The organism is Terrabacter sp. BE26 (genome assembly GCF_041941675.1).
Taxonomy (GTDB): domain Bacteria; phylum Actinomycetota; class Actinomycetes; order Actinomycetales; family Dermatophilaceae; genus Terrabacter.
The window spans coordinates 1,672,491-1,691,705 of the sequence record NZ_CP090122.1; the positions used below are offsets into that span (position 1 = coordinate 1,672,491).

General features: G+C 71.6%; 19 protein-coding genes and 1 pseudogene. 9 read left to right on the plus strand and 11 right to left on the minus strand.

What is annotated here, in order from left to right:
* Positions 1-44 precede the first annotated feature (44 nt).
* Entirely contained in the window at positions 45-293 is a 249-nt protein-coding gene (locus tag LQK93_RS07825) for a DUF2630 family protein (protein ID WP_374970976.1), read from the plus strand.
* A 47-nt stretch (positions 294-340) separates the two neighbouring features.
* On the opposite strand, the gene LQK93_RS07830 is transcribed toward LQK93_RS07825, so the two are convergent.
* The 7 genes from LQK93_RS07830 to LQK93_RS07860 form a co-directional block, all read right to left on the minus strand.
* Positions 341-2,176 (minus strand): glycoside hydrolase family 3 protein, encoded by a 1,836-nt coding sequence (locus LQK93_RS07830; RefSeq protein ID WP_374970977.1) that lies wholly within the window; start codon positions 2,174-2,176, stop codon positions 341-343.
* Between the two features lie 51 nt (positions 2,177-2,227).
* A complete protein-coding gene (locus LQK93_RS07835; RefSeq protein ID WP_374970978.1) occupies positions 2,228-3,853 on the minus strand; it encodes a glucoamylase family protein in 1,626 nt (541 codons plus the stop codon).
* 69 nt (positions 3,854-3,922) lie between these two features.
* A complete protein-coding gene (locus LQK93_RS07840) occupies positions 3,923-4,849 on the minus strand; it encodes a carbohydrate ABC transporter permease (protein ID WP_374970979.1) in 927 nt (308 codons plus the stop codon).
* Position 4,850: 1 nt separating this feature from the next.
* Positions 4,851-5,783, minus strand: a complete 933-nt coding sequence (locus tag LQK93_RS07845) for a carbohydrate ABC transporter permease (protein ID WP_374970980.1) — start codon at positions 5,781-5,783, stop codon at positions 4,851-4,853.
* A 4-nt stretch (positions 5,784-5,787) separates the two neighbouring features.
* Positions 5,788-7,044, minus strand: a complete 1,257-nt coding sequence (locus LQK93_RS07850) for a sugar ABC transporter substrate-binding protein (RefSeq protein ID WP_374970981.1) — start codon at positions 7,042-7,044, stop codon at positions 5,788-5,790.
* A gap of 141 nt (positions 7,045-7,185) precedes the next feature.
* Entirely contained in the window at positions 7,186-8,220 is a 1,035-nt protein-coding gene (locus LQK93_RS07855; RefSeq protein ID WP_374970982.1) for a LacI family DNA-binding transcriptional regulator, read from the minus strand.
* A gap of 291 nt (positions 8,221-8,511) precedes the next feature.
* Positions 8,512-8,850, minus strand: a complete 339-nt coding sequence (locus LQK93_RS07860) for a VOC family protein (protein ID WP_374970983.1) — start codon at positions 8,848-8,850, stop codon at positions 8,512-8,514.
* A gap of 107 nt (positions 8,851-8,957) precedes the next feature.
* Here LQK93_RS07860 and LQK93_RS07865 point away from each other — a divergent pair, with 107 nt between their 5' ends.
* From LQK93_RS07865 to LQK93_RS07875, 3 genes are read left to right on the plus strand one after another with little or no spacing between them, the layout of a single operon-like run.
* Positions 8,958-9,899 (plus strand): sigma-70 family RNA polymerase sigma factor, encoded by a 942-nt coding sequence (locus LQK93_RS07865; RefSeq protein WP_374970984.1) that lies wholly within the window; start codon positions 8,958-8,960, stop codon positions 9,897-9,899.
* Between the two features lie 27 nt (positions 9,900-9,926).
* A complete protein-coding gene (locus LQK93_RS07870; protein WP_374970985.1) occupies positions 9,927-10,928 on the plus strand; it encodes a patatin-like phospholipase family protein in 1,002 nt (333 codons plus the stop codon).
* Positions 10,915-11,703, plus strand: coding sequence for an arylamine N-acetyltransferase (locus LQK93_RS07875; RefSeq protein ID WP_374970986.1), 789 nt, complete (start codon positions 10,915-10,917; stop codon positions 11,701-11,703). Before LQK93_RS07870 ends, LQK93_RS07875 begins: the two co-directional genes overlap by 14 nt.
* A gap of 24 nt (positions 11,704-11,727) precedes the next feature.
* Here the strand turns inward: LQK93_RS07875 and LQK93_RS07880 are convergent, their stop codons facing one another.
* Both LQK93_RS07880 and LQK93_RS07885 read right to left on the minus strand, forming a co-directional pair.
* A complete protein-coding gene (locus LQK93_RS07880; RefSeq protein WP_374970987.1) occupies positions 11,728-12,138 on the minus strand; it encodes a VOC family protein in 411 nt (136 codons plus the stop codon).
* 119 nt (positions 12,139-12,257) lie between these two features.
* Positions 12,258-13,082 carry a glycoside hydrolase family 16 protein gene (locus tag LQK93_RS07885; protein ID WP_374970988.1) on the minus strand — a complete coding sequence of 275 codons (825 nt, stop codon included), beginning with the start codon at positions 13,080-13,082 and terminating at the stop codon, positions 12,258-12,260.
* Positions 13,083-13,238: 156 nt separating this feature from the next.
* Between LQK93_RS07885 and LQK93_RS07890 the strand changes: the two genes are divergently transcribed.
* On the plus strand, positions 13,239-13,871 hold the full coding sequence (locus LQK93_RS07890; protein WP_374970989.1) for a hemerythrin domain-containing protein: 633 nt from the start codon (positions 13,239-13,241) through the stop codon (positions 13,869-13,871).
* Positions 13,872-13,947: 76 nt separating this feature from the next.
* On the opposite strand, the gene LQK93_RS07895 is transcribed toward LQK93_RS07890, so the two are convergent.
* On the minus strand, positions 13,948-14,748 hold the full coding sequence (locus tag LQK93_RS07895; protein ID WP_374970990.1) for an inositol monophosphatase family protein: 801 nt from the start codon (positions 14,746-14,748) through the stop codon (positions 13,948-13,950).
* 188 nt (positions 14,749-14,936) lie between these two features.
* Here LQK93_RS07895 and LQK93_RS07900 point away from each other — a divergent pair, with 188 nt between their 5' ends.
* From LQK93_RS07900 to LQK93_RS07910, 3 genes are all read left to right on the plus strand, one after another.
* On the plus strand, positions 14,937-16,154 hold the full coding sequence (locus tag LQK93_RS07900; protein ID WP_374970991.1) for a GNAT family N-acetyltransferase: 1,218 nt from the start codon (positions 14,937-14,939) through the stop codon (positions 16,152-16,154).
* A 102-nt stretch (positions 16,155-16,256) separates the two neighbouring features.
* Positions 16,257-16,814, plus strand: coding sequence for a CoxG family protein (locus LQK93_RS07905; RefSeq protein ID WP_374970992.1), 558 nt, complete (start codon positions 16,257-16,259; stop codon positions 16,812-16,814).
* Entirely contained in the window at positions 16,811-17,854 is a 1,044-nt protein-coding gene (locus tag LQK93_RS07910; protein ID WP_374970993.1) for an NAD(P)H-binding protein, read from the plus strand. The genes LQK93_RS07905 and LQK93_RS07910 overlap by 4 nt, the downstream gene beginning before the upstream one ends.
* Before the next feature lie 14 nt (positions 17,855-17,868).
* Here the strand turns inward: LQK93_RS07910 and LQK93_RS07915 are convergent.
* A pseudogene (locus LQK93_RS07915) lies at positions 17,869-18,812 on the minus strand (SDR family NAD(P)-dependent oxidoreductase).
* Between the two features lie 31 nt (positions 18,813-18,843).
* On the opposite strand from LQK93_RS07915, the gene LQK93_RS07920 reads away from it, so the two are divergent.
* A complete protein-coding gene (locus tag LQK93_RS07920) occupies positions 18,844-19,200 on the plus strand; it encodes an Rv0909 family putative TA system antitoxin (RefSeq protein WP_374970994.1) in 357 nt (118 codons plus the stop codon).
* Positions 19,201-19,215: the final 15 nt, after the last annotated feature.

Genomic DNA, 19,215 nt, shown 5'->3' on the forward strand with positions numbered 1-19,215 from the left:
GCCGCGCTCTCGACGGGGGCAGCACACCGTGCCAAGGTGGCGGGATGGCTGACGACGTCTCGCTCCAGCACCGCATCAAGTCGCTCGTCGACGAGGAGCACCAGCTCCGGTCGGCGCTCCAGTCCGGCGAGATCAGCGCCGACGAGGAGCACTCCCGGCTGCGCGGCCTCGAGGTCGAGCTCGACCAGTGCTGGGACCTGCTGCGCCAGCGCCGCGCGAAGCGCGAGTTCGGCGAGAACCCCGACGAGGCCCAGCTCAGGCCGGAGCGCATCGTCGAGGGCTATACCGGCTGACCTGCCCGCGCTGACGCGCGGGCTTGAGCACCTGGCGGGTCGGGAGGTCAGTCGCTCTCGAGTCGCAGGCCGTGGCCGAAGGGGAAGAGCGGGTCGTCGTAGCCGGGCACGTCCTCGCCGTGCCCCCGGACCTGCTCCATCGAGCGCGGCAGGTCGAAGGGCAGCCGCCCGACAGGCGCGATCGTGCCGGTGAGGGCGTCGAGCAGGGCGTCGTCGCACGAGCCATAGCTGCCGACCACGGCCGAGGCGAAGCGCAGCAGGGGCGTCACGACCGCGGGCCGGTCGAGCACGACGTCGACCACCAGCGGGCACACCGCGGCGATGCGCTCGAGCCGGGCGACCAGGCCGGGCGGGAAGTCGAGCGAGCCCTGGTGGAACCACGACTCGAGGAAGAGGTCCGACCGCGGGTCGAACGGCGCGGTCAGGCGCACCACCGCGACGTCGGCGTCCTCGGGCCGGTCGACGAGCTTGCCGTGCCGGGCGACCGCCTCGGGCGAGACCCGCTCGGCGTAGATCCGCAGCCCCGACTCGAGCGGGAGCCGGCCCCCCTCGTTGTGGAGCACGGTCACCGAACGCGCCTGCGCGGCATACCCCTCCTCACGGAAGTCGTCGCGACCCACGACGGCGGCAGCCTCGTCCTCGTCGACGTAGGGGTTCTCGAAGAGCCCGAGGCGGAACTTCACGGCGAGGATGCGCCGGGCCGACTCGTCGATGCGGGCCTCGGTGACGCGGCCCTGACGCACCAGGTCGAGCAGGATGTCGACGCACTCCTCGCCGCCGAACTGGTCGGCGCCGGCCTCGAGGATGAGCTCCATCCGGCCGTGCGGGTCGAGGTGCTCGACGCCCCACGCTCGCGCCGGCAGCACCTGGTCGCCGACGTGGTTGTCGTTGACGAGCTCCCAGTCGGTGACGACGACACCGTCATAGCCGAGCTTCTCGCGCAGCAGCCCGGTCACGACCTGCTTGTTGTAGCCGAAGCCGATCGGCTCGATCTCGACGCCGTCGACGACGAGGTCCACCGGCATGCCGTAGTAGGGCATGATCCCGGCCGTGCCGGCCTCGATGATCGCCGGGAACGGCTTGAGGTGGTCGTCGAACCTCCCTCCGGGATAGACCTGCTCGCGTCCGTAGGGGAAGTGCGCGTCCTCGCCGTCCTTCTGCGGTCCGCCGCCAGGGAAGTGCTTGCTCGTGCAGGCCACACTGCCCGGGCCGAGCGAATCGCCTTGAAAGCCCCTGAGGTACGCGACGCCGAGCTCGGTGACGAGGTCGGGGTCCTGCCCGAAGGTGCCGGCCTGGCGCGCCCACCGCGGCTCGGTTGCGAGGTCGAGCGTCGGGTGCAGCGCAGCGCGGATCCCGACCGCCGCGTACTCCTGACGGGCGATGTCGGCGAAGCGCCGCACCGCGTCGGCGTCGCGCAGCGCGGCGAGCCCGAGCGGCTCGGGCCACTGCGAGAAGGCACCGGCGGAGAAGGAGACGCCGACGTTCTCGATGAACGCGTGCCGCGGGTCGGTCGACACCGTCACGGGTATGCCGTGCGGCGTGCGCTCGGCGAGCGCCTGCAGGGCGTTGCTCCACCGCGCCGCCGTCCGCGGGTCGTCGAGCGCGTGGACGTTGAAGTGGCTCAGGTGCTTCCCGAGCACCACGGTGCTCGTCGGCGACTTGCTGATGTTGCCGGGGTGCTCGAGCACCGTCCCGTCCGCGCCCGCCTCGATGACGGTCTGGAACATCAGGCCGACCTTCTCCTCGAGCGAGAGCCGACCGAGGAGGTCGTCGACCCGCTCCTCCACGGGCAGCCGGGGGTCCTCGTAGGGATCCATCCGGCCGTTGCCGTTGAGGTCGCGGTAGGCGACGCCGTCCTCGGTCGTGCTCTGCTCGGGGCGCACTGGTCAGTGCCTTTCGTTCTCGAGGGGTGGGTGAGGTGCTGGAAGCGAGGGTCAGGCGACCGGGCTGGCGCCGAACTCCTCGATGCCGATGACCGGGCGCAGCTTCCGCTCGACGGCGTCGGTGCTGAAGGCGCGGCGGATGACGTCGTGGCCCAGCACGTTCCCCACGGCGCCCATGATCATCGCCTGGTCGAGCGACAGGTAGCGTCGCGCGATCGTGCCCGACCGCACGGCGACGGCGTCGAAGAAGCCACCGCGGCCGTATGCCTTGAGCTCGCTCTCGATGCGCGCGAGGTTGGTGAACGCCTCGTCGGGCTCGTGCATCATCGCGAGGAACGACGCGTGCGGGGTCACGACGCCGTCGCCGTAGGTCGGCGCCGGGTTCGTCGCGGCGCGGCAGTCGCCGAAGCCGGCGTCGTAGTTGGTCATCTCCTGGTCGGAGAAGTAGCCGTCGGGGTTGAGGCCCAGGGCGTCGACGCCGTACTCGCGGTAGCCGCCGGCCGGGTTGCTCGACGGGCTGAAGCCCCAGTAGCCGTAGCCGGCCTCGACCAGGCCGTGCTCGCGCTGGGCCCGGATGTGGAGCGGGTGGTTGCGGCCCCACGAGTTCGGGGCCCACTTCGCCTCGTCGACGAAGACGTCGGGCATGAGCTCCTCGAACATGGAGCCACCCCAGCCGGGCACGATGTGCTTGCCGCGGTAGGTGTAGGCGCCCTCGTAGACGTCGATGCCGTAGTAGGTGCGGTGCTCGCCGACCGGCTGCATCTCGTGCCACGACCAGTCGCAGGAGGCCGGGAACGTGCGCCACATGGCGAAGTACTGCTTGGGCGGGATCTGCCCGGTGATGATGCCGAGATAGCTCGTGATGCGGGTCTCGGACACGGTCGTGTCGTAGTGGTGCGTCGTGAGCCAGACCGGGTCGCCGCCGATGTGGGTGCCCTGGTAGGTGCCGCCGGGACGGCCGTTCTCGTAGGGGTAGAAGCCGCCGTGGATCAGGCCACCCGGGCGCACCTGGTGGGCGGGATCGCTGTTGTCGTTGTAGAAGGCGTCCCAGCGCATCCGCTCGAAGATGCGCTTCGCCCACTGGCCTGCCGCCGGGTCGGAGCTCATGACGACGAGCAGCGCCGCCCCGAGCCAGCCGTTGTCGACGCTGGAGCAGAACGGGACGACCTTGTCGCCCGAACCCGGCCACGAGTGCAGCGTCTGTGCGGTGGCCTCGTCGTACCAGTTGAAGTACATCCCGCTCGGGGCGTGGTGCTCCATCCGGCAGACGGTCTTGAGGGTGCGGACGAGCCGGGCCGTCGCCTCGCCGCGGGTGATGATCCCCAGCTCACGGGCGGCGACCGTCGACCACAGGTAGCCGCCGATGTTGGTCGGTGAGGTGTAGCCGGACCGGCCTGCGGCAGTGAGCGACTCGGTGATGTTGTCGGCGGGCAGACCGGTCTTCGCGTCGGTCATCGCGACGAGGCTGCGCCACGTGTCGGCCGCCCACCGGCGCACCGTGGCGCTCTCGAGCGAGCGGACGGAGGCGCCCGCGGCAGGGGCGAGCCGGCTGCCTGCAGCGCTCGGGCGCGACCCGGCATACGCGGACGGGGCGAGCGCGAGGGCGGCGACGGAGGCGGCGCCGCCGACGAGCAGCGACCTGCGGCTGGGCGTGGACGAGCTGAGCGGGTGGGTCATGGTGGTGCTCCCTTGCTGGTGGGGAGGTTGGGAGTGCTCTGACGTCGAGGGGTGGGGCTCAGGTGGTGGTCACTTGAGCCCGGTCGTGGCGATGCCCTCGATGAAGCGCTTCTGGAAGACGAGGAAGACCACGAGGATCGGGATGATGACGATGGTCGCGCCGGCGAGGAGCAGCCCGTAGTTCGTGCTGTTCTGGCCGGTCGAGTAGAGGGCCAGGGCCACCGGGAGGGTGTACCTGTCCTCGGACTGGGCGACGACGAGCGGCCACAGGAAGTTGTTCCAGCTGCCGAGGAAGGTGAGGATCCCGAGCGTCGCGAGGGCCGGCCCGCAGAGCGGCAGGATGATCCGGAAGAAGATCCGCAGCTCCCCGGCACCGTCGACGCGACCGGCGTCGAGCAGGTCCCTGGGCAGGCCGAGGATGAACTGGCGCATGAGGAACACGCCGAAGGGGCTGACGAGGAAGGGCAGGAAGAGGCCCGGGATCGTGTCGACGAGGCCGGCGTTGGCGACCAGGACGAACAGCGGCACGAACGTCACGACGCCCGGGATCATCAGGGTCGTCATGACGGCCGCGAAGATGGCGCGCTTGCCCCTGAAGTCGAGCATGGCCAGGGCGTAGCCGAGCATCGAGCAGAAGACGAGGTTGCCGGCGGTGACGACGACGGCCACCACGATCGAGTTGCTGAAGTACTGCCCGAAGTTGAGCTTGCTGAACAGCTGCGTGTAGTTGTCCAGCGACGCGTGCTGGGGCAGCCACGTCGGCGGGACCTGGCGCAGCTCGCCCTCGCCCTTGAAGCTGCCGAGCACCATCCACACGAATGGCGCGACGACGGCGACGAGCGCGACGACCAGGATGAGGTAGAGCCACCACCGGCTGCCCTGGCTCGACCCCACCATCCCCGCGCGGGGGCTGCGGGAGCGCTTGGGGGACCGAGCGTTGCCAGGGCCGCGCACGGGCTGGGCCTCCGGCGTACGGGGCGCGGTGTCGACGGACATGTCAGGTCCTCTCTCGCAGCAGGCGGAACTGGATGGCCGTGACGACCGCGATGACGACGAAGATGAGGTAGCTCATCGCCGACGCGAGGCCGTAGTTGCCGAAGCCGAACTGCTGGTACGTGTAGTACGACAGCGAGATGGTGCTGTTCAGCGGACCGCCCTTGGTCATGACGAACGGCTCCTCGAAGAACTGCAGGTAGCCGATGGCGGTCGTGACCATGACGAAGAGCAGGGTCGGTCGCAGCAGCGGCATCGTGACGTGCCGGAACCGCTTCCACGCGCTCGCGCCGTCGATGGCGGCGGCCTCGTGCAGCTCGGCGGGGACCGCCTGCAGGCCGGCGAGGAAGATGATCATCGCCGTGCCGAAGTTGCGCCACGAGGCCATCAGGATGAGCGAGGGCATCGACCAGTGCGGGTCGCCGAGCCAGTTGGGCCCGGTGACGCCGACCCAGCCGAGCACCGTGTTGATCAGGCCTCCGGGGTTCTGCAGGAGGAAGCGCCACACGACGGCCACCGCGACGATCGAGGTGATGACCGGCAGGTAGAAGCCGAGGCGGAAGATCGCCCGGAAGCGGGTGATCCCCTTGTCCAGCGCGACCGCGGCCGCGAGCGCGACGACGAGGGTCAGCGGCATACCGACGAGGACGAAGTATGCGGTGTTGCCGGCGGCGGTGCGGAACAGCGGGTCGGACAGTGCCTTGGCGAAGTTGTCGAACCCGATGATGTTGACGGCGAACGGGTTTCGCAGGTCACGGGCCCTGGTGTCGGTGAAGCTCATGAAGAGCGACTGGATCACCGGCCACGCCGTGAAGGCGAGGAAGAGCAGGCAGAACGGGACGGCGAGGATCCAGGCCGCCCGCCCCTCCCGCCGGCGAGCCGAGCCTGCTCGCCGACGGGAGGTCACCGCTCCGTTCTGGGCGGTCTGGGCGGTCATCGGATCACATTCCCGTGCCGATGGAGTCGGCCTGCTGCTGGGCGGTCTTGAGTCCCTGGGCCGGGTCCTCACCCGTCTTGGTGATCTTCTCCATCTCGGTGTCGAGCCCCTTGACGGCCTGCTCCCACGTCGGGAACGACGGCGGCGCCTTGGCGGTCTCGAGCTGCTTGCCGAAGACGGCGAGCTTCTTGTCCGACGCGAGCGAGGGGTCCTGCCAGGCGCTCTTGACCGACGGCAGGTCGGTGGAGATCGAGTACCACTTGGCCTGGACCTTCGGGTCGGCGAGCCACGAGACGAACTTCCACGCGGTGTCGCGGTTCTTGGTGTTCTTGAAGACGACGAAGTTGGACCCACCGACGAACGAGGACGACCCGGCCGAGCCGGCGGGGATCGGGGCGACGTTGTACTTGTCCTTGAAGCCTGCGCCGCCGACCTTCTCGACGGCCGACATCATCCACGGGCCGGAGATGAACATGGGGACCTTGCCGCTGGCGAAGTCCGGCTCGGTGGTCGGGGTCGCCGGGGCGCTCTTGTCGGAGATGCCGTCGGTGAAGTACGACTGGTAGTACTTCGTCGCCTTGAGCAGCTGCGGGCTGTCGAAGTTGTAGGCCTTGCCGCCGTCCTTCGTGAGGTCGGCGCCCTCGCTCCAGGCGAAGGGCATGACCGTCTGCCACGAGCCCTCGCCGCCGGCCTGCAGGCCGATGCCCCACTTGGCGCCGGCCTTGGTCTGCATGGCCTTGGCCATGTCCTTCAGGCCCTGCCAGTCGGTGGGGGCGGAGTCGAAGCCGGCCTTCTTGGCCAGGTCGCTGCGGTAGTAGACGACGCGCGTCTCGACGTACCACGGGATGCCGTAGGAGGTGCCGTTCACCTCGGTCGTCTTCTGGGCGCCGTCGAAGAAGGCGGACTTGTCGATCTGGGCCGGCGTCGGGTCGATGGCGTTGCTGCTCGCGAACTCGCCCATCCACGTCGTGCCGACCATGGCGACGTCGGGCGTCTTGCCGGCCGCGATGGCGGAGGTGAACTTGTCGTGCGCGGCGTCCCACGGGATGGCGGTGACCTGGACCTTGACGCCCGGGTTGGCCGCCTCGAAGTCCTTGGTGAGCTTGGGCAGGTTGTCGCCCTCGGCACCCATGGCCCAGACGGTGATGGTGCCGCTGGCCTTCCCGGTGCTGACGGCGGCGCCGGTCTGGCCGGCGGCGCTGCCGCCGCCGGCGTCGGCGTTGCGACCGCAGGCGGTCATGGTGAGGGCCGCGGCAGTCATGCACGCGACCGTGATGGCTGTGGTGCGTCTCATCGGTCTCTCACTTTCTCGGGTGTCCCGACGGCTGTGTCGGGGTCTTGTGGTGGGGGGCGGGACTGGGGGCTGGGTTCGGCGGCGTCGTGCGGTCAGGTCGGCGTGCGGTCAGGGTGACGTGCAGCCGCAGGACCCGCGGATGACGAGCTCGGTGGGCAGGACCTGCGGCTCGAGCTGCGGCTGCCCACCGGAGACGCGCTGGTGCAGGCGCTCGGCGGCCAGGGCGCCGAGCTCGCGGACCGGCTGGCGCACAGTGGTCAGGCCGGGCCGCACGTAGCGGGCCGCCATGACGTCGTCCCAGCCCACGACCGCGATCTGGCCGGGGACGTCGCGGCCGGCGTCCTGCAGGTGGGACATGATGGCGAGCGCGAGCTCGTCGTTGGCGCAGACGAGCCCGTCGGCCTCGAGCTCGCCGGAGAGGATGCGTTCGGCGACGGCCTCGCCGGCGCCCTCGCGGAACGGGACGCGCAGCGGCTCGGCCGGCTCCAGGCCTCGGGCCACGTGGGCCGCGACGAAGCCGCTGTGGCGTTCGCGCATGTCGGGGGCGCCTTCGGGGTCACCGACGAAGAGGAGCCGGGTGCGACCGTGGGCGAAGACGTGCGCGGTGAGCTGCTCGGCGCTGTGGGCGTTCTCGGCGCGCACGCTCTCGATGCCGTCCTGGGGCGTACCGGCGATGATGACGACCGGCTTCTGGCCGTGCAGCGCACGAGCCACGGCGGGCGGCATGGCTGCCGAGCCGAGCACCGCGATGGCGTCGACGTGGGTGGCGAGCTGCCGCACGGCGCGGGCGATGTCGGCCTTGCCCTCGGTGAGCATGAGGGTGACGCTCTGGCCGAGCTCGGCCGCGCGGGACTCGAAGCCGATGAGCAGCTCGGCGTAGTAGGGGCCGGAGAGCTCGGGCAGGACGAGGCCGTGGGCCTCGTGGTGGCGCACGGCGAGGCTGCGGGCGGCGCCGAGCGGGACGTAGTTGAGCTGGTCGACCGCGTCGAGCACCTTCTGGGTCGTCTTCGACGAGACGGTCCCGGCCCCCTGGAGCACCCGGGAGACGGTGGCGATGGAGACGCCGGCGCGCTCGGCGACCGAGTAGATGGTGGCGCCGCCCGGGCCGGAGGGCTGTCCACTGGGCTTGGGTACAGTCGGCATGGCACCACCTTTCGGGTCTCGTCGTCGAGCCAGCGTTGTAAGCGCTTACATCCGTCCGTCCATAGTGCACAGTCGCCGCAAGCGGCGCAAGCCCCCACGGTCCCGACGCACCGGGCGGACCGACCTGGGCGCCGCGGACAGTCAGTGCCGATTTCGTTGTGCCGCAGTCGGGCTCAGCGCTCCACGAGGCCGCGAGGACGCTCAGGGACTGCCCGGAAAATCCTCTTCGCCCGAGGCAGCCGTATGCCGTCCCGCGGGGTCCCGCGGGACGGCATACGTTCTCGGTGCCGCTCAGCCCTGCATGAGGCCGATCATGTTGCCGTCCGGGTCGGCGAGGGCGGCAACGGTGCGGCCGCCGCCGACGTTCGTGGGCTGCTGCTTGATGCTCGCGCCGGCGGCGACGAGGGACTCGACGCTGGCCTCGATGTCGTCGACGGGCCAGTAGGGCGTGCCACCGGTGAGGCCCTTGCGGTGGCCGTTCGGGTCCAGGGCGATCTCCTGGCCCTCGACGTTGTAGCCGACGTAGTAGGCCTCGTCGGTGTGCGGCTCGGTGCCGAGCAGCGTCGTGAACACCTTCTTCGCCGTGGACAGGTCGGTGACGGGGTAGATGAGCGTGGTGGCTGTGGACATCGGGAGCTCCTTCGTCGTGCGGTCTGTGGTGGGCAGGCCCGGTGTCACATCGGGTGGCCCGGGCTCGTCAGTGCTATGACGGACCACGACGCGAGGATGTGACTGCGATGGCGACAGGCAGGGCGACGGGGATGGGCGACGAGAGCCGGGAGCAGTGGCTCGCCCGGGACTTCGAGCAGCACCGGCCCCGCCTGCGGGCCGTGGCCTACCGGGTGCTGGGCTCTGGTGCGGACGCGGACGACGCCGTGCAGGAGGCGTGGTTGCGCCTGAGCCGCAGCGACCCGGACGAGATCGCCAACCTCGGGGGCTGGCTGACGACCGTGGTCGGGCGGATCAGCCTCGACCTGCTGCGGTCACGCACCTCGCGGCGCGAGGCCGGCTGGGACGACGGCCTGGCCGAGCTCGCCGGCCGCGGCGGCGCGACGGCGGGACCCGGGGGCGGGGCCCCGTCGCCACCCGACCCGGCCAGCGAGGCTGAGCTCGCGGACAGCATCGGCGTGGCCCTGCTCGTCGTCCTCGACACCCTCGCACCGGCCGAGCGGCTCGCCTTCGTGCTGCACGACCTCTTCGGCATGCCGTTCGAGCAGATCGCGGACATCGTCGACCGCTCCCCCGCGGCCACCCGCCAGCTGGCGAGCCGGGCCCGGCGGCGGGTGCGGGCCGCCGACGCCGGGGGGACGGCACCGGCGCGCAAGCGCGAGCGGGAGGTGGTCACCGCCTTCCTCGCCGCTGCCCGCGGTGGCGACTTCGCCGCGCTGCTCGAGCTGCTCGACCCGGACGTGGTGCTCACCGCTGACGAGGCGGCGGTGGCCATGGGCGCGCCCGAGGTCCTGCGTGGGCCGGAGGCGGTGGCCGGTCGGTTCAACGGCGGGGCCCGCTCGGCACGCCTTGCCGCGTTCGACGGAGGGGTCGGCGCGGTCTGGACGCTCCGCGGCGAGCCGAAGGTCGCCTTCCGCTTCACGGTGCAGGACGACCGGGTCACCGGCATCGAGATGGTCTCGGACCGCGCCCGGCTCGACGCCATGGAGATCTGGTACCTGACGTCCTGAGAGCGCTTCCCCGCTATGGTCGACGGCGTGGCAGGCGGGATGCGGGCAGCGGTCGTCCTCGGCTCGGGCGGTGCCCGCGGCTACGCGCACATCGGCGCCCTCGAGGTGCTCGCCGAGCGCGGGTTCGAGGTGGTGGCGATCGCCGGCACGTCGATGGGCGCCCTCGTCGGGGGCGTCGCCGCGGCGGGCAAGCTCGACGCCTACACCGAATGGGCCCGGCGGCTGACCCAGCGCGAGGTCTGGCGGCTGCTCGACCTCGGCCTGCCCGCCCAGGGCGGGGCCATCCGGGCCGAGCGGGTCATCGCCAAGGTCGGCGAGATCCTCGAGGGCGCCACCATCGAGAGCCTGCCGATCCCCTACACGGCGGTCGCCACCGACATCAACGCCCGCCGCGAGGTGTGGCTGCAGCACGGACCGGTCGACCATGCCATCCGTGCCTCCATCGCGATCCCCGGCGTCATCACCCCCGCGGTCATCAACGGGCGGGTGCTCGTCGACGGCGGGCTCATCAACCCCATCCCGATCGAGCCGACGGCCGCCGTGTCCGCGGACCTCACCATCGCGGTGTCGCTGTCGGGGATGCGGGCCAACGTCGGTCCGAGCACACCGGTCAAGGAGTCGTCGGAGCAGCGGCCGCACGAGGAGTGGGCCTCGCGCCTGCGGCGCAGCGCGGCCGAGGTGATGGATTCCGAGCGCGTGCGGGCCGTTACGAGCCGCTTTGGGGTGCACGGCCGCGACCTCGACGCGGAGGCGATGCTGCCCCCGTCGGCGGTGGACGAGGTGCCGCAGACGCCCACCGAGGCGCTGCTCACCCGCGGCGCCGACGTCGGCCTGGTGGACCTGCTCAACATGTCGTTCGACACCATGTCGGCGCTGATCTCCCGCTACCGGATGGCGAGCAACCCGCCCGACGTGCTGGTCACCGTCCCGTCCAACGCCGTGCGCACCCTCGACTTCCACCGGGCCGCCGAGATGATCGACCTCGGCCGGGACCTGACCATCGAGGCCCTCGACCATGCCGGCTACTGAGGCGCTCGACGCCTCCGAGGCCGCCGCGTACCTCGCACGCATCGGCCTGGACGTCCCGGAGGCGCCGAGCCTCGAGGCCCTGGCGTCGCTGCAGGAGGCGCACCTGCTCGCCGTGCCGTTCGAGAACCTCGACATCTCGCTCGGCCGCCCGATCCGCCTCGACCGGGACGTCCTGCTCGCCAAGGTGGTCGGCGCGCGGCGAGGTGGCTACTGCTACGAGCTGAACGGCCTCTTCGCGCTGCTGCTGCGCCACCTCGGGTATGCCGTCGACCTCGTCTCGGCACGCGTGGCCACCGCCGCCGGCGGGCTGACCGACGAGTTCGACCACGTCGCCCTGCTCGTCTCGGGTGGCCGTCTCGACGGACCGGTGCTCGCCGACGTGGGGTTCGGCGAGGGTTTCGTCAGCCCGCTGCCGCTGCTCGACGGCTTCGAGCGGCACGAGAGGGGCAAGGCGGTGGGGCTGGCCGAGCGGGCCGACACGTGGGTCTACCGCGAGCGCCCCGAGGGCGAGCAGTGGCGCGACTGCTACGTCTTCACGACGAGGCCCCACCCTCTCGAGGACTTCGCCGCGCGCAACGACTGGCAGCAGAGCTCGCCCGAGAGCCACTTCACGCGGGCGCGGGTGGTCTCGGTGCTCACCCCGACGGGGCGCATCACCCTCAGCAACAACCGCCTCATCGCGACGGACCACGGCCGGCGGCAGGAGACGCAGCTGCCGGACGAGGATGCGGTGCGCGCAGCCCTCGCCGAGCACTTCGGCATCGTGCTGCCCTGAGCAGCGCGATCCCGGCGCCAGCCCTCAGTCCCAGGCGTCCTTGGTGGGGCGGCACAGGCAGAACGGGTGCCCGGCCGGGTCGGCGTAGACCCGGAAGCCGCGCTCCGGCTTCGGCTGTGGCGGGTCGACCGGGTCCAGGGCGGAGCCGCCCAGCGCGAGCACGCGCTCGTGGGCGGTCGCGATGTCGGCGACGGTGAAGTCGAGGTGCACCTGCTGCTGACCGCGCGGCCAGTCGGGCGACGCGTGGCCGGGCGCGAGCTGGGTGGCGATGCGCGGCCCGTCCCAGAGGACGTCGAACCAGTCGCCGTCGGGGTCGGCCTTGACCGACCCACCGAGGAGCTCGGCGTAGAAGGTGGCGACGCCGGCCGGGTCGGCGCAGTCGAGGGCGACGCAGTCCCAGCCGAACGTCGAGGCGGTGCTGTCAGGAGTGCTCATGCTCTCACCCAAGCACCCCGGTCCGACACCGCACCTCGTTCGCAGGGCGCTCCCGCTTGGCCGGGATCCCGTACGGACCGGCACAGCCGAAACCAGGGGGCTGCTCGGTGCGTCCCGAATCACGACGCAGGCGCGTAGCGGACCCAGTCGACGAGCATGGTCGCCTGGACCGGGCCCGGCACCGAGGGCAGGCGGTTCGCGGTGACCGCGATGTTGAGGATGGCGTACATCGGCACGTTGAACACCCAGACCTGGTCCGGTGCAAGCGAGTCGCGCGTCCACGAGCCGAGGATCCGGTCGTCGAGGCCGATCGTGATGCTGTCCTTCCTGCGGGTGACCCAGTAGGTGTGGAAATCCCGGCTGAGATCGGCCGACTCACCTTTGTCGTCGCGGCTCCAGACATGGCCCCTGGTGGTGATGCCGGTGATCGTCGCGGCCCAGTGGGTCGCGCGGTGCGGCATCTCGATCACGTCGATCTCCCCGCATCGCGGCCAGTCCTCGGTGGCGCCGAGCAGCCAGAAGGCGGGCTGGATGCCGGGAGTCGACGGCATCTTGATCCGTGCGCTCACGGTGCCGTACTTCATGTCGACCTTGCCCCGCGTGACGAGCCGGGCAGAGGTGAATCCCGCAGCCGTTCTCACCGCCTGGATCACCAGGTGGCCCTGGCCGTCGAGCCGGACGTTGCCGGGTGCGTCGGTGTAGGTCTGCGACAGCGGGTTGTCGCGGTCGCCTCGCCAGGTCGCGCCGAGGTCGTAGCCCCACAGCCTGGGGTCCGGCCGAGCACCGGCGGCCCCGTTGAAGTCGTCGAACACGACCCTGGACACGCCGGACGCCCTGGACGCTCTCGACGCTCCAGCCGCCCCGGACACCGCGGTCGCCTGGCATGCCGAGGACGTCAGCACCATGACGGCCACCAGCACGGCCTGGACGGTTCGGGCGAGCATCAGCTCTTCTCGGCCTCCCGGTGTCGCGGACTCTCCCACCAACGGTGTCACCACCTGCCGCTGCAGGTCCAGCGAACGGCTCACCTGCCGGTGACCACCTGCGGTGGATGCGGCACAGTGGGGCTACCTCCCGCCGGACGACAGCAAGGACCACCCGTGGACATCACCGACGTCATCCTTCGCCAGCACGACGAGCAGCGGCGCATGTTCGCCATGCTCGAGGAGTGGCCCCGCGACGACCGCGAGGGGCTGGCCGCGGTGTGGAAGCGGCTCGAGATCCTCCTCGAGGTGCACGCCGAGGCCGAGGAGCGCTACTTCTACCCGGAGCTGCTGCGCCTCGGGACGGGCGGCGCGGACGCCGAGTCCGTCGACGAGGAGGTCGAGGACGCCGTCAAGGACCACAACGAGATCCGCGACGCGGTGCGCCGCGTGGGCCGGAGCGAGACCGGGTCCGACGAGTGGTGGACGGCCGTCGTCGACGCCAACGTGCACAACAGCGACCACATGGGCGAGGAGGAACGCCAGGACCTCGCCGACTTCCGCCAGCGCGCGAGCCTGCAGCTGCGCCACGAGATCGCGGTGCAGTTCCTGCGCTACGAGGCGGTCCGCTGGGCCGAGGGCATCACGCCGCGCGACAAGGACCCCGAGGAGTACGTCGCGGAGCAGAAGACCGACGAGCCGTCGGCCGTGGCGCAGAAAGCGGCCCGTGAGGCCGAGGAGGCCGCCACGACCGACGCGGTCACCTCCGAGCCGTCGCTGACGGCCTCCGACGACGCCGACGAGGACTGACCTTCCGGGCTGAAGTGCCCGCTCGACGTGGGAGCGGGCCCACTCGACGTGCGGTCACGTCGGCTGGGCCTCCAGCTCAGGACGGGTCGGCGCCCGAGGCGAGCGCACGGCATACGTGGTCGTATGCCGTGGGGCTGCCTGCCGCCACGAGGCCCGGGGGCTTGGTGTCGCGCGGACTGTAGGCCTCACCTTCGGTCGTGCCGAGCAGGCCACCGGCCTCGGCGAGCAGCAGCGACCCGGGCACGTGGTCCCACGGGGCGCCCGAGCGGTAGAGGATGTAGTCGGCCTCGCCCTCGACGATCTTGGGGTAGTCGATGCCGCACGAGACCCACGTCAGGGCCATCGGCGGCAGGCCGTCGAGCGCCTTGCCGACCCACTTCCGGCGGGAGGTGCGCCCGCGCAGCGGGGCGTCCCCGCGCTCGGGGATGGTGAGGCGGTGCGCACCCTCCGCGTCGTGCCGCCAGGTCCCGGAGCCACGCTCGGCGACGTAGCCGAGACGGTGCTGGGGCTGCCAGATCCACGCGCGGACGGCCTGTCCGCCGAGCGTCTCGGCGACCATGACCGCGTGGTCCTTGGAGCCGTGGACGAAGTTCTTGGTGCCGTCGACGGGGTCGACGGTGAAGGCGTGGTCGGCGGCGGCATACCGCTGCATCAGGTCCGGGTCACCGGCGAAGGCCTCCTCGCCGAGGATGACGGCGTCGGGGTAGGCGGCGACGAGGGCGTCGGTGATGAGCTTCTCGGCCTCCCGGTCGGCATCGGTGACGAGGTCGCCGGGGCGCTTCTCGTGGATCTCGCCGTCGGCGAGCGAGCGGAACCGCGGGTCGATGACCTCCTCGGCGACGTTCTCGAGCAGGCGCAGCACCTCGTCGGTCTCCATCGCTCCAACCTAGCGACTCGCGGCGCACTCGCCGACAGGGGTTAGCCCACGTGCCGAGGTGGGTACAGGGACACCGGAACGCAGCCTGTGGAGGGGAAGCGGGCCGACGGGTCGGGAGCCAGCACGCTGGCTCCCGGCCCTTTCAAATGCCGGTGACGCAGCCGGGTGGCGGCTGGCAGGCTGGCGCCGTGACCGATGCCTCCGCCACCGCCCGCACGACGCCCCAGCCGAGCTCCGTCGCGACCGACGTGAGCCCCGATGCGAGCCCCGACGTGACGACGCTGACGGACGGGGTCGTGACGTTGCGCGCCCACTCCCTCGCCGACATCGACGCCGTCGTCGAGCAGAGCTGCGACCCGGAGAGCCTGCGCTGGACCACGGTCCCGCGGCCGTACACCCGAGCGCACGCGGTCTCCTTCATCGAGGGCAACCTCGCCGCGTGGGGCCAGCCGGGCGGAACGCGGTCGTGGGCCGTCGAGTGGACCGACGAGGCGGGTGCCGCACGCTTCGGCGGCACCATCGACCTGAGGCGCGGCCCGGCTCCCTCCGTAGGTGAGCTCGGTTTCGGGCTGCACCCCGACGCGCGCGGCCGCGGCCTCATGTCGAGGGCCGTGCGGCTCGTGGTGCGGCACGCCTTCGCGACCCCGGTGTGGGGCGTTCCGGTGCGCCGGGTCCACTGGCGGGCGATCGTCGGCAACTGGGGCTCGCGCCGCGCCGCCTGGGCCGCCGGGTTCACCTTCCACGGCACGGTGCCGGGCAGCCACCCGGACCCCGAGGGCGGCCCCGACGCCCTGGACACGTGGACGGGCAGCATCGTCCCGGGCGACCCCCTGTCGGCCCAGACGCCGTGGCTTGCCGCCGCCCCTGTCGAGGGCGCGCGAGTTCGCCTGCGCCCGTGGCGGATCGACGACATCGACGCCATCGAGGTCCGAGACGATCCCGAGCACTGGATGCCCTCGCGCTCGATCATCCGGCGCGAGACGTTCCCGACATGGGTGCACAACCGTCAGGAGCGGATGGCCGAGGGCAGCGGCATCGACTGGTGCGTCGCGGACATCGAGACCGACCGTGCCCTGGGCAGCGTGACGGTCTTCAGCCGCAGCGGCCCCATCACCGACGTCGCTGAGCTCGGCTACCAGTTCTTTCCCAGCGCCCGCGGACGCGGGGCTGCCAAGGAGGCAGCGCAGCTGGCGGCCACGCACGCGCTCGCCCCGACGAGCGAGGGCGGCCTCGGCCTGCGCCGGCTCGTCGCCGAGACGGCCGCCGACAACGAGGCGAGCAACGCCGTGCTGCGGTCGGCGGGCTTCGTGCCCTTCGGTCGCGAGCACGCGGTCGACCGCCTTGCCGACGGCTCGTGGGGCGACGGCATCCACTGGGAGCTGCTGCCGGGCGGCGCGACGGCCTGAGGCCCTGCCCACCTTGTCTCATCCGGGGCCCCCGGGTATGCGACCGTTGAGACTTGTGCCGTCGGTCCCTTCGCCGCCGGTGCAGCAGACGGAAGGAACGCGATGAGGCTGGGTCACGAGCAGGAGCTCGACGCACCGCTCGACGCGGTCTGGACGAACTTCATGGACCTGCGCCGCATCGGTCGCTGCTTCCCGGGCGCGAGGGTGACGCAGGTCCACGGCGACGACTTCGTCGGCGAGATCAAGGCCAGGCTCGGTCCGCTGTCGCTCTACTTCGACGGCACCGGCTCCATGACAGAGCGTGACGAGGACGCCGCACAGGCACGCCTCGCGGCCACCGGGCAGGAGCGGCACGGGCTCGGCAAGGCCAAGATCGACATCACCCTGCAGCTGCACCCGCTCGGGGACGGCAACCGGACCCGGGCCCGGCTCGCGACCGACCTCGTCTTCCTCGGCCTCCCGATGGACGTCGGCACGGGTCTCGTGCAGCGGGCCTCCGACCCGCTCATCGAGCGGTTCCTCACCTGCATGTCAGTGCCGGGCCGGGTGCACGACGAGGTGGGCGACGACGCCGACGACGACGGTCTCGACCTCGTCCGCTCCGCCACCGACCTCTTCGGCTCCCTGCGTCGCGACCGGCGCGAGCGCAAGCGGAGATGAGGGTCGCCGTCGTCGGCGCGAGCGGCTACGTCGGCTCGCGCCTGGTGCCCGAGCTGCTCCGACGGGGCCACGACGTGGTGGCGACGCACCACCGCAGCCCGCCCACGGCATACCCGTGGTCTGGCGACGTCGAGTGGCGGCGTGTCGACGTGCAGGACGAGGACCGCGTGCTCGAGGCCCTCGCCGGCGTCGACGCCATCTGCTACCTCGTGCACGGCCTCGACGACGAGGAGTTCATGCGCCTCGACCGGAGGGCCGCCGACAACGTCGCGTATGCCGCGGGCGTCGTCGGCGCCACGCGGCTCGTCTACCTCTCGGGGATCGTCCCCGACCTGCCCCACGACGAGCTGTCGGACCACCTGGTCTCGCGGCTGGAGGTGGAGGAGGTGCTCGCCACCGCGGACTGCTCGGTGCTGACGCTGCGCGCGTCGATGGTGGTCGGTGCCGGCTCCACGAGCTTCGAGGTGATGCGCCAGATGTCACACCGGCTGGGCGTCGTGCAGACCGTGCCGGCGTGGATGGGCGGCTCGGTGATCCAGCCGGTCGCCGTCGCGGACGCCGTGTGGTTCCTCGCCGAGGCGCTCGACCGATCCGACGTGACGGGGCACCTCGACATCGTCGGGCCCGAGCAGCTCACCTACGTCTCGCTGCTGAGGACGTATGCCGCCCGCGCCCGCCTGCTCCGGGTGCAGCTGCCGGTGTGGCTCGCACCCGTCGGCGCCGTGGCCCGGGTCGCGGGGTCGCTCGTCGACGTGCCGAGCGGCACGGTGCACTCCCTCATCCCGAGCCTCGGCCACGACATGGTCGGACGGCTGGACGCGGCGGACGTGCTCGGTGAGCCGCCGGGGGGCCTGCTGACGGTGGCCGACGCGGTGACCCGGTCGCTGGCCTCACCCCGCGCCGGTGACGGCGCACCGGACGGCGCGTCGGTCGAGGGCGACCCGCAGGCGCCCTCGGTGGGGGACCCTCTCTGGGCACGCCACCGGTCGGTGCTCGCCTGGGTGGCGGACGGCGCGTGGTCGACCGTCCGCGGCCGGTAGCCGCGGACGGCTGGTCACCTGGCGATGAAACCTCCGTCGATGTAGAGCTCGGCTCCGGTCACGAAGCTCGCGTCGTCACTGACGAGGTAGGCGACGCCGGCGGCGACCTCCTCCGGGCGACCGAGGCGGCCCATCGGGGTGAGGTCGGTCATGGCCTTCTCGATCGGGGTCCCCTTGGCCTGGTCGAGGATCGGGGTGTCGATGAAGCCCGGGTGGATCGAGTTGACCCGCACCCCGTCGGCGGCCCAGTGCAGCGCGACGTTCTTGGTCAGCGTGCGGACCGCGCCCTTGGCGGCGTGGTAGGCCGGCGACCCACCGAAGCCGCCGCTCGTGCCGAAGATCGAGCTGATGTTGACGACCGTCCCGTGGCCCGAGGCCTTGAGGTGCGTCGCCGCCGTCTTCATGCCGAGGAAGACGCCCGTCTGGTCGATGAGAGGGTGCGCTCCCAGTCGGCCAGGGTCGTGTCCTCGATGGCGGCGAGATCGCCCATCCCAGCGTTGTTGACGAGGATGTCGAGCCGGCCGAGCTCCTCGGCCGCCTTCGCCACCGCAGCCTGCCAGTCGGACTCGCTCGCGACGTCGTGGCGCAGGAAGTCGACCCTGGCCCCGGTCGCCCGGAGCTTCTCCGTCGTCTCGGCGCCGAGGCTCTCGTTGACGTCGGTCAGCAGCACCGCCGCGCCCTCCTCGGCGAGCCGGTGCGCCGTCGCCTTCCCGATGCCGCTCGCCGCGCCCGTCACGAGCGCCACACGGCCTTCGAGCCGTTGCATGGTGCCACCCGATTCCCTTGTGTCACAGGCGGAGGCCTGCAGCTCCATTGTCCGTCGTGGGCGCATCGAGCACCGCGTGATGGCCGGATTGAGGGGCGGGCTCAGGGGCGGGTTCAGGGTCGGGTGGGGGTCGACCCGGGTTGCGGGCCGCGGGCCTCGGGTACGACTGTGGATGCAGGAAGTCCGACGCATCGGTCGGACCAGTGCGAGACGAGGAGACACCGTGTCGTTCGGTGAGCAGATGAAGCACAAGGCCGACGAGGTCCACTTCCAGGAGAAGGCCAAGGAGTTCGGCGACGCCGTCGTCGAGATGGCCCGGGCCGCGCTGTCGGCTGCCGCAACCTACGCCCAGCAGAACCGGGGCAAGGTCGACGGCGCGCTCGACAAGGCCGAGGCCAAGATCAGCGAGAAGACCGGCGCCAAGCACGCCGACACCGTCACCAAGGTCCGCGCCTCGGTCGACAAGGGCATCGACAAGCTCGTCGAGCAGCACGACCAGGGGCCGCCTCCCTCCCCCGTCGTGCCCGACGACAAGCACAGTGCCTTCGACGAGGACTCCCCCGCCGGCAACCCGACCTAGGCCGGCACCCGGAGC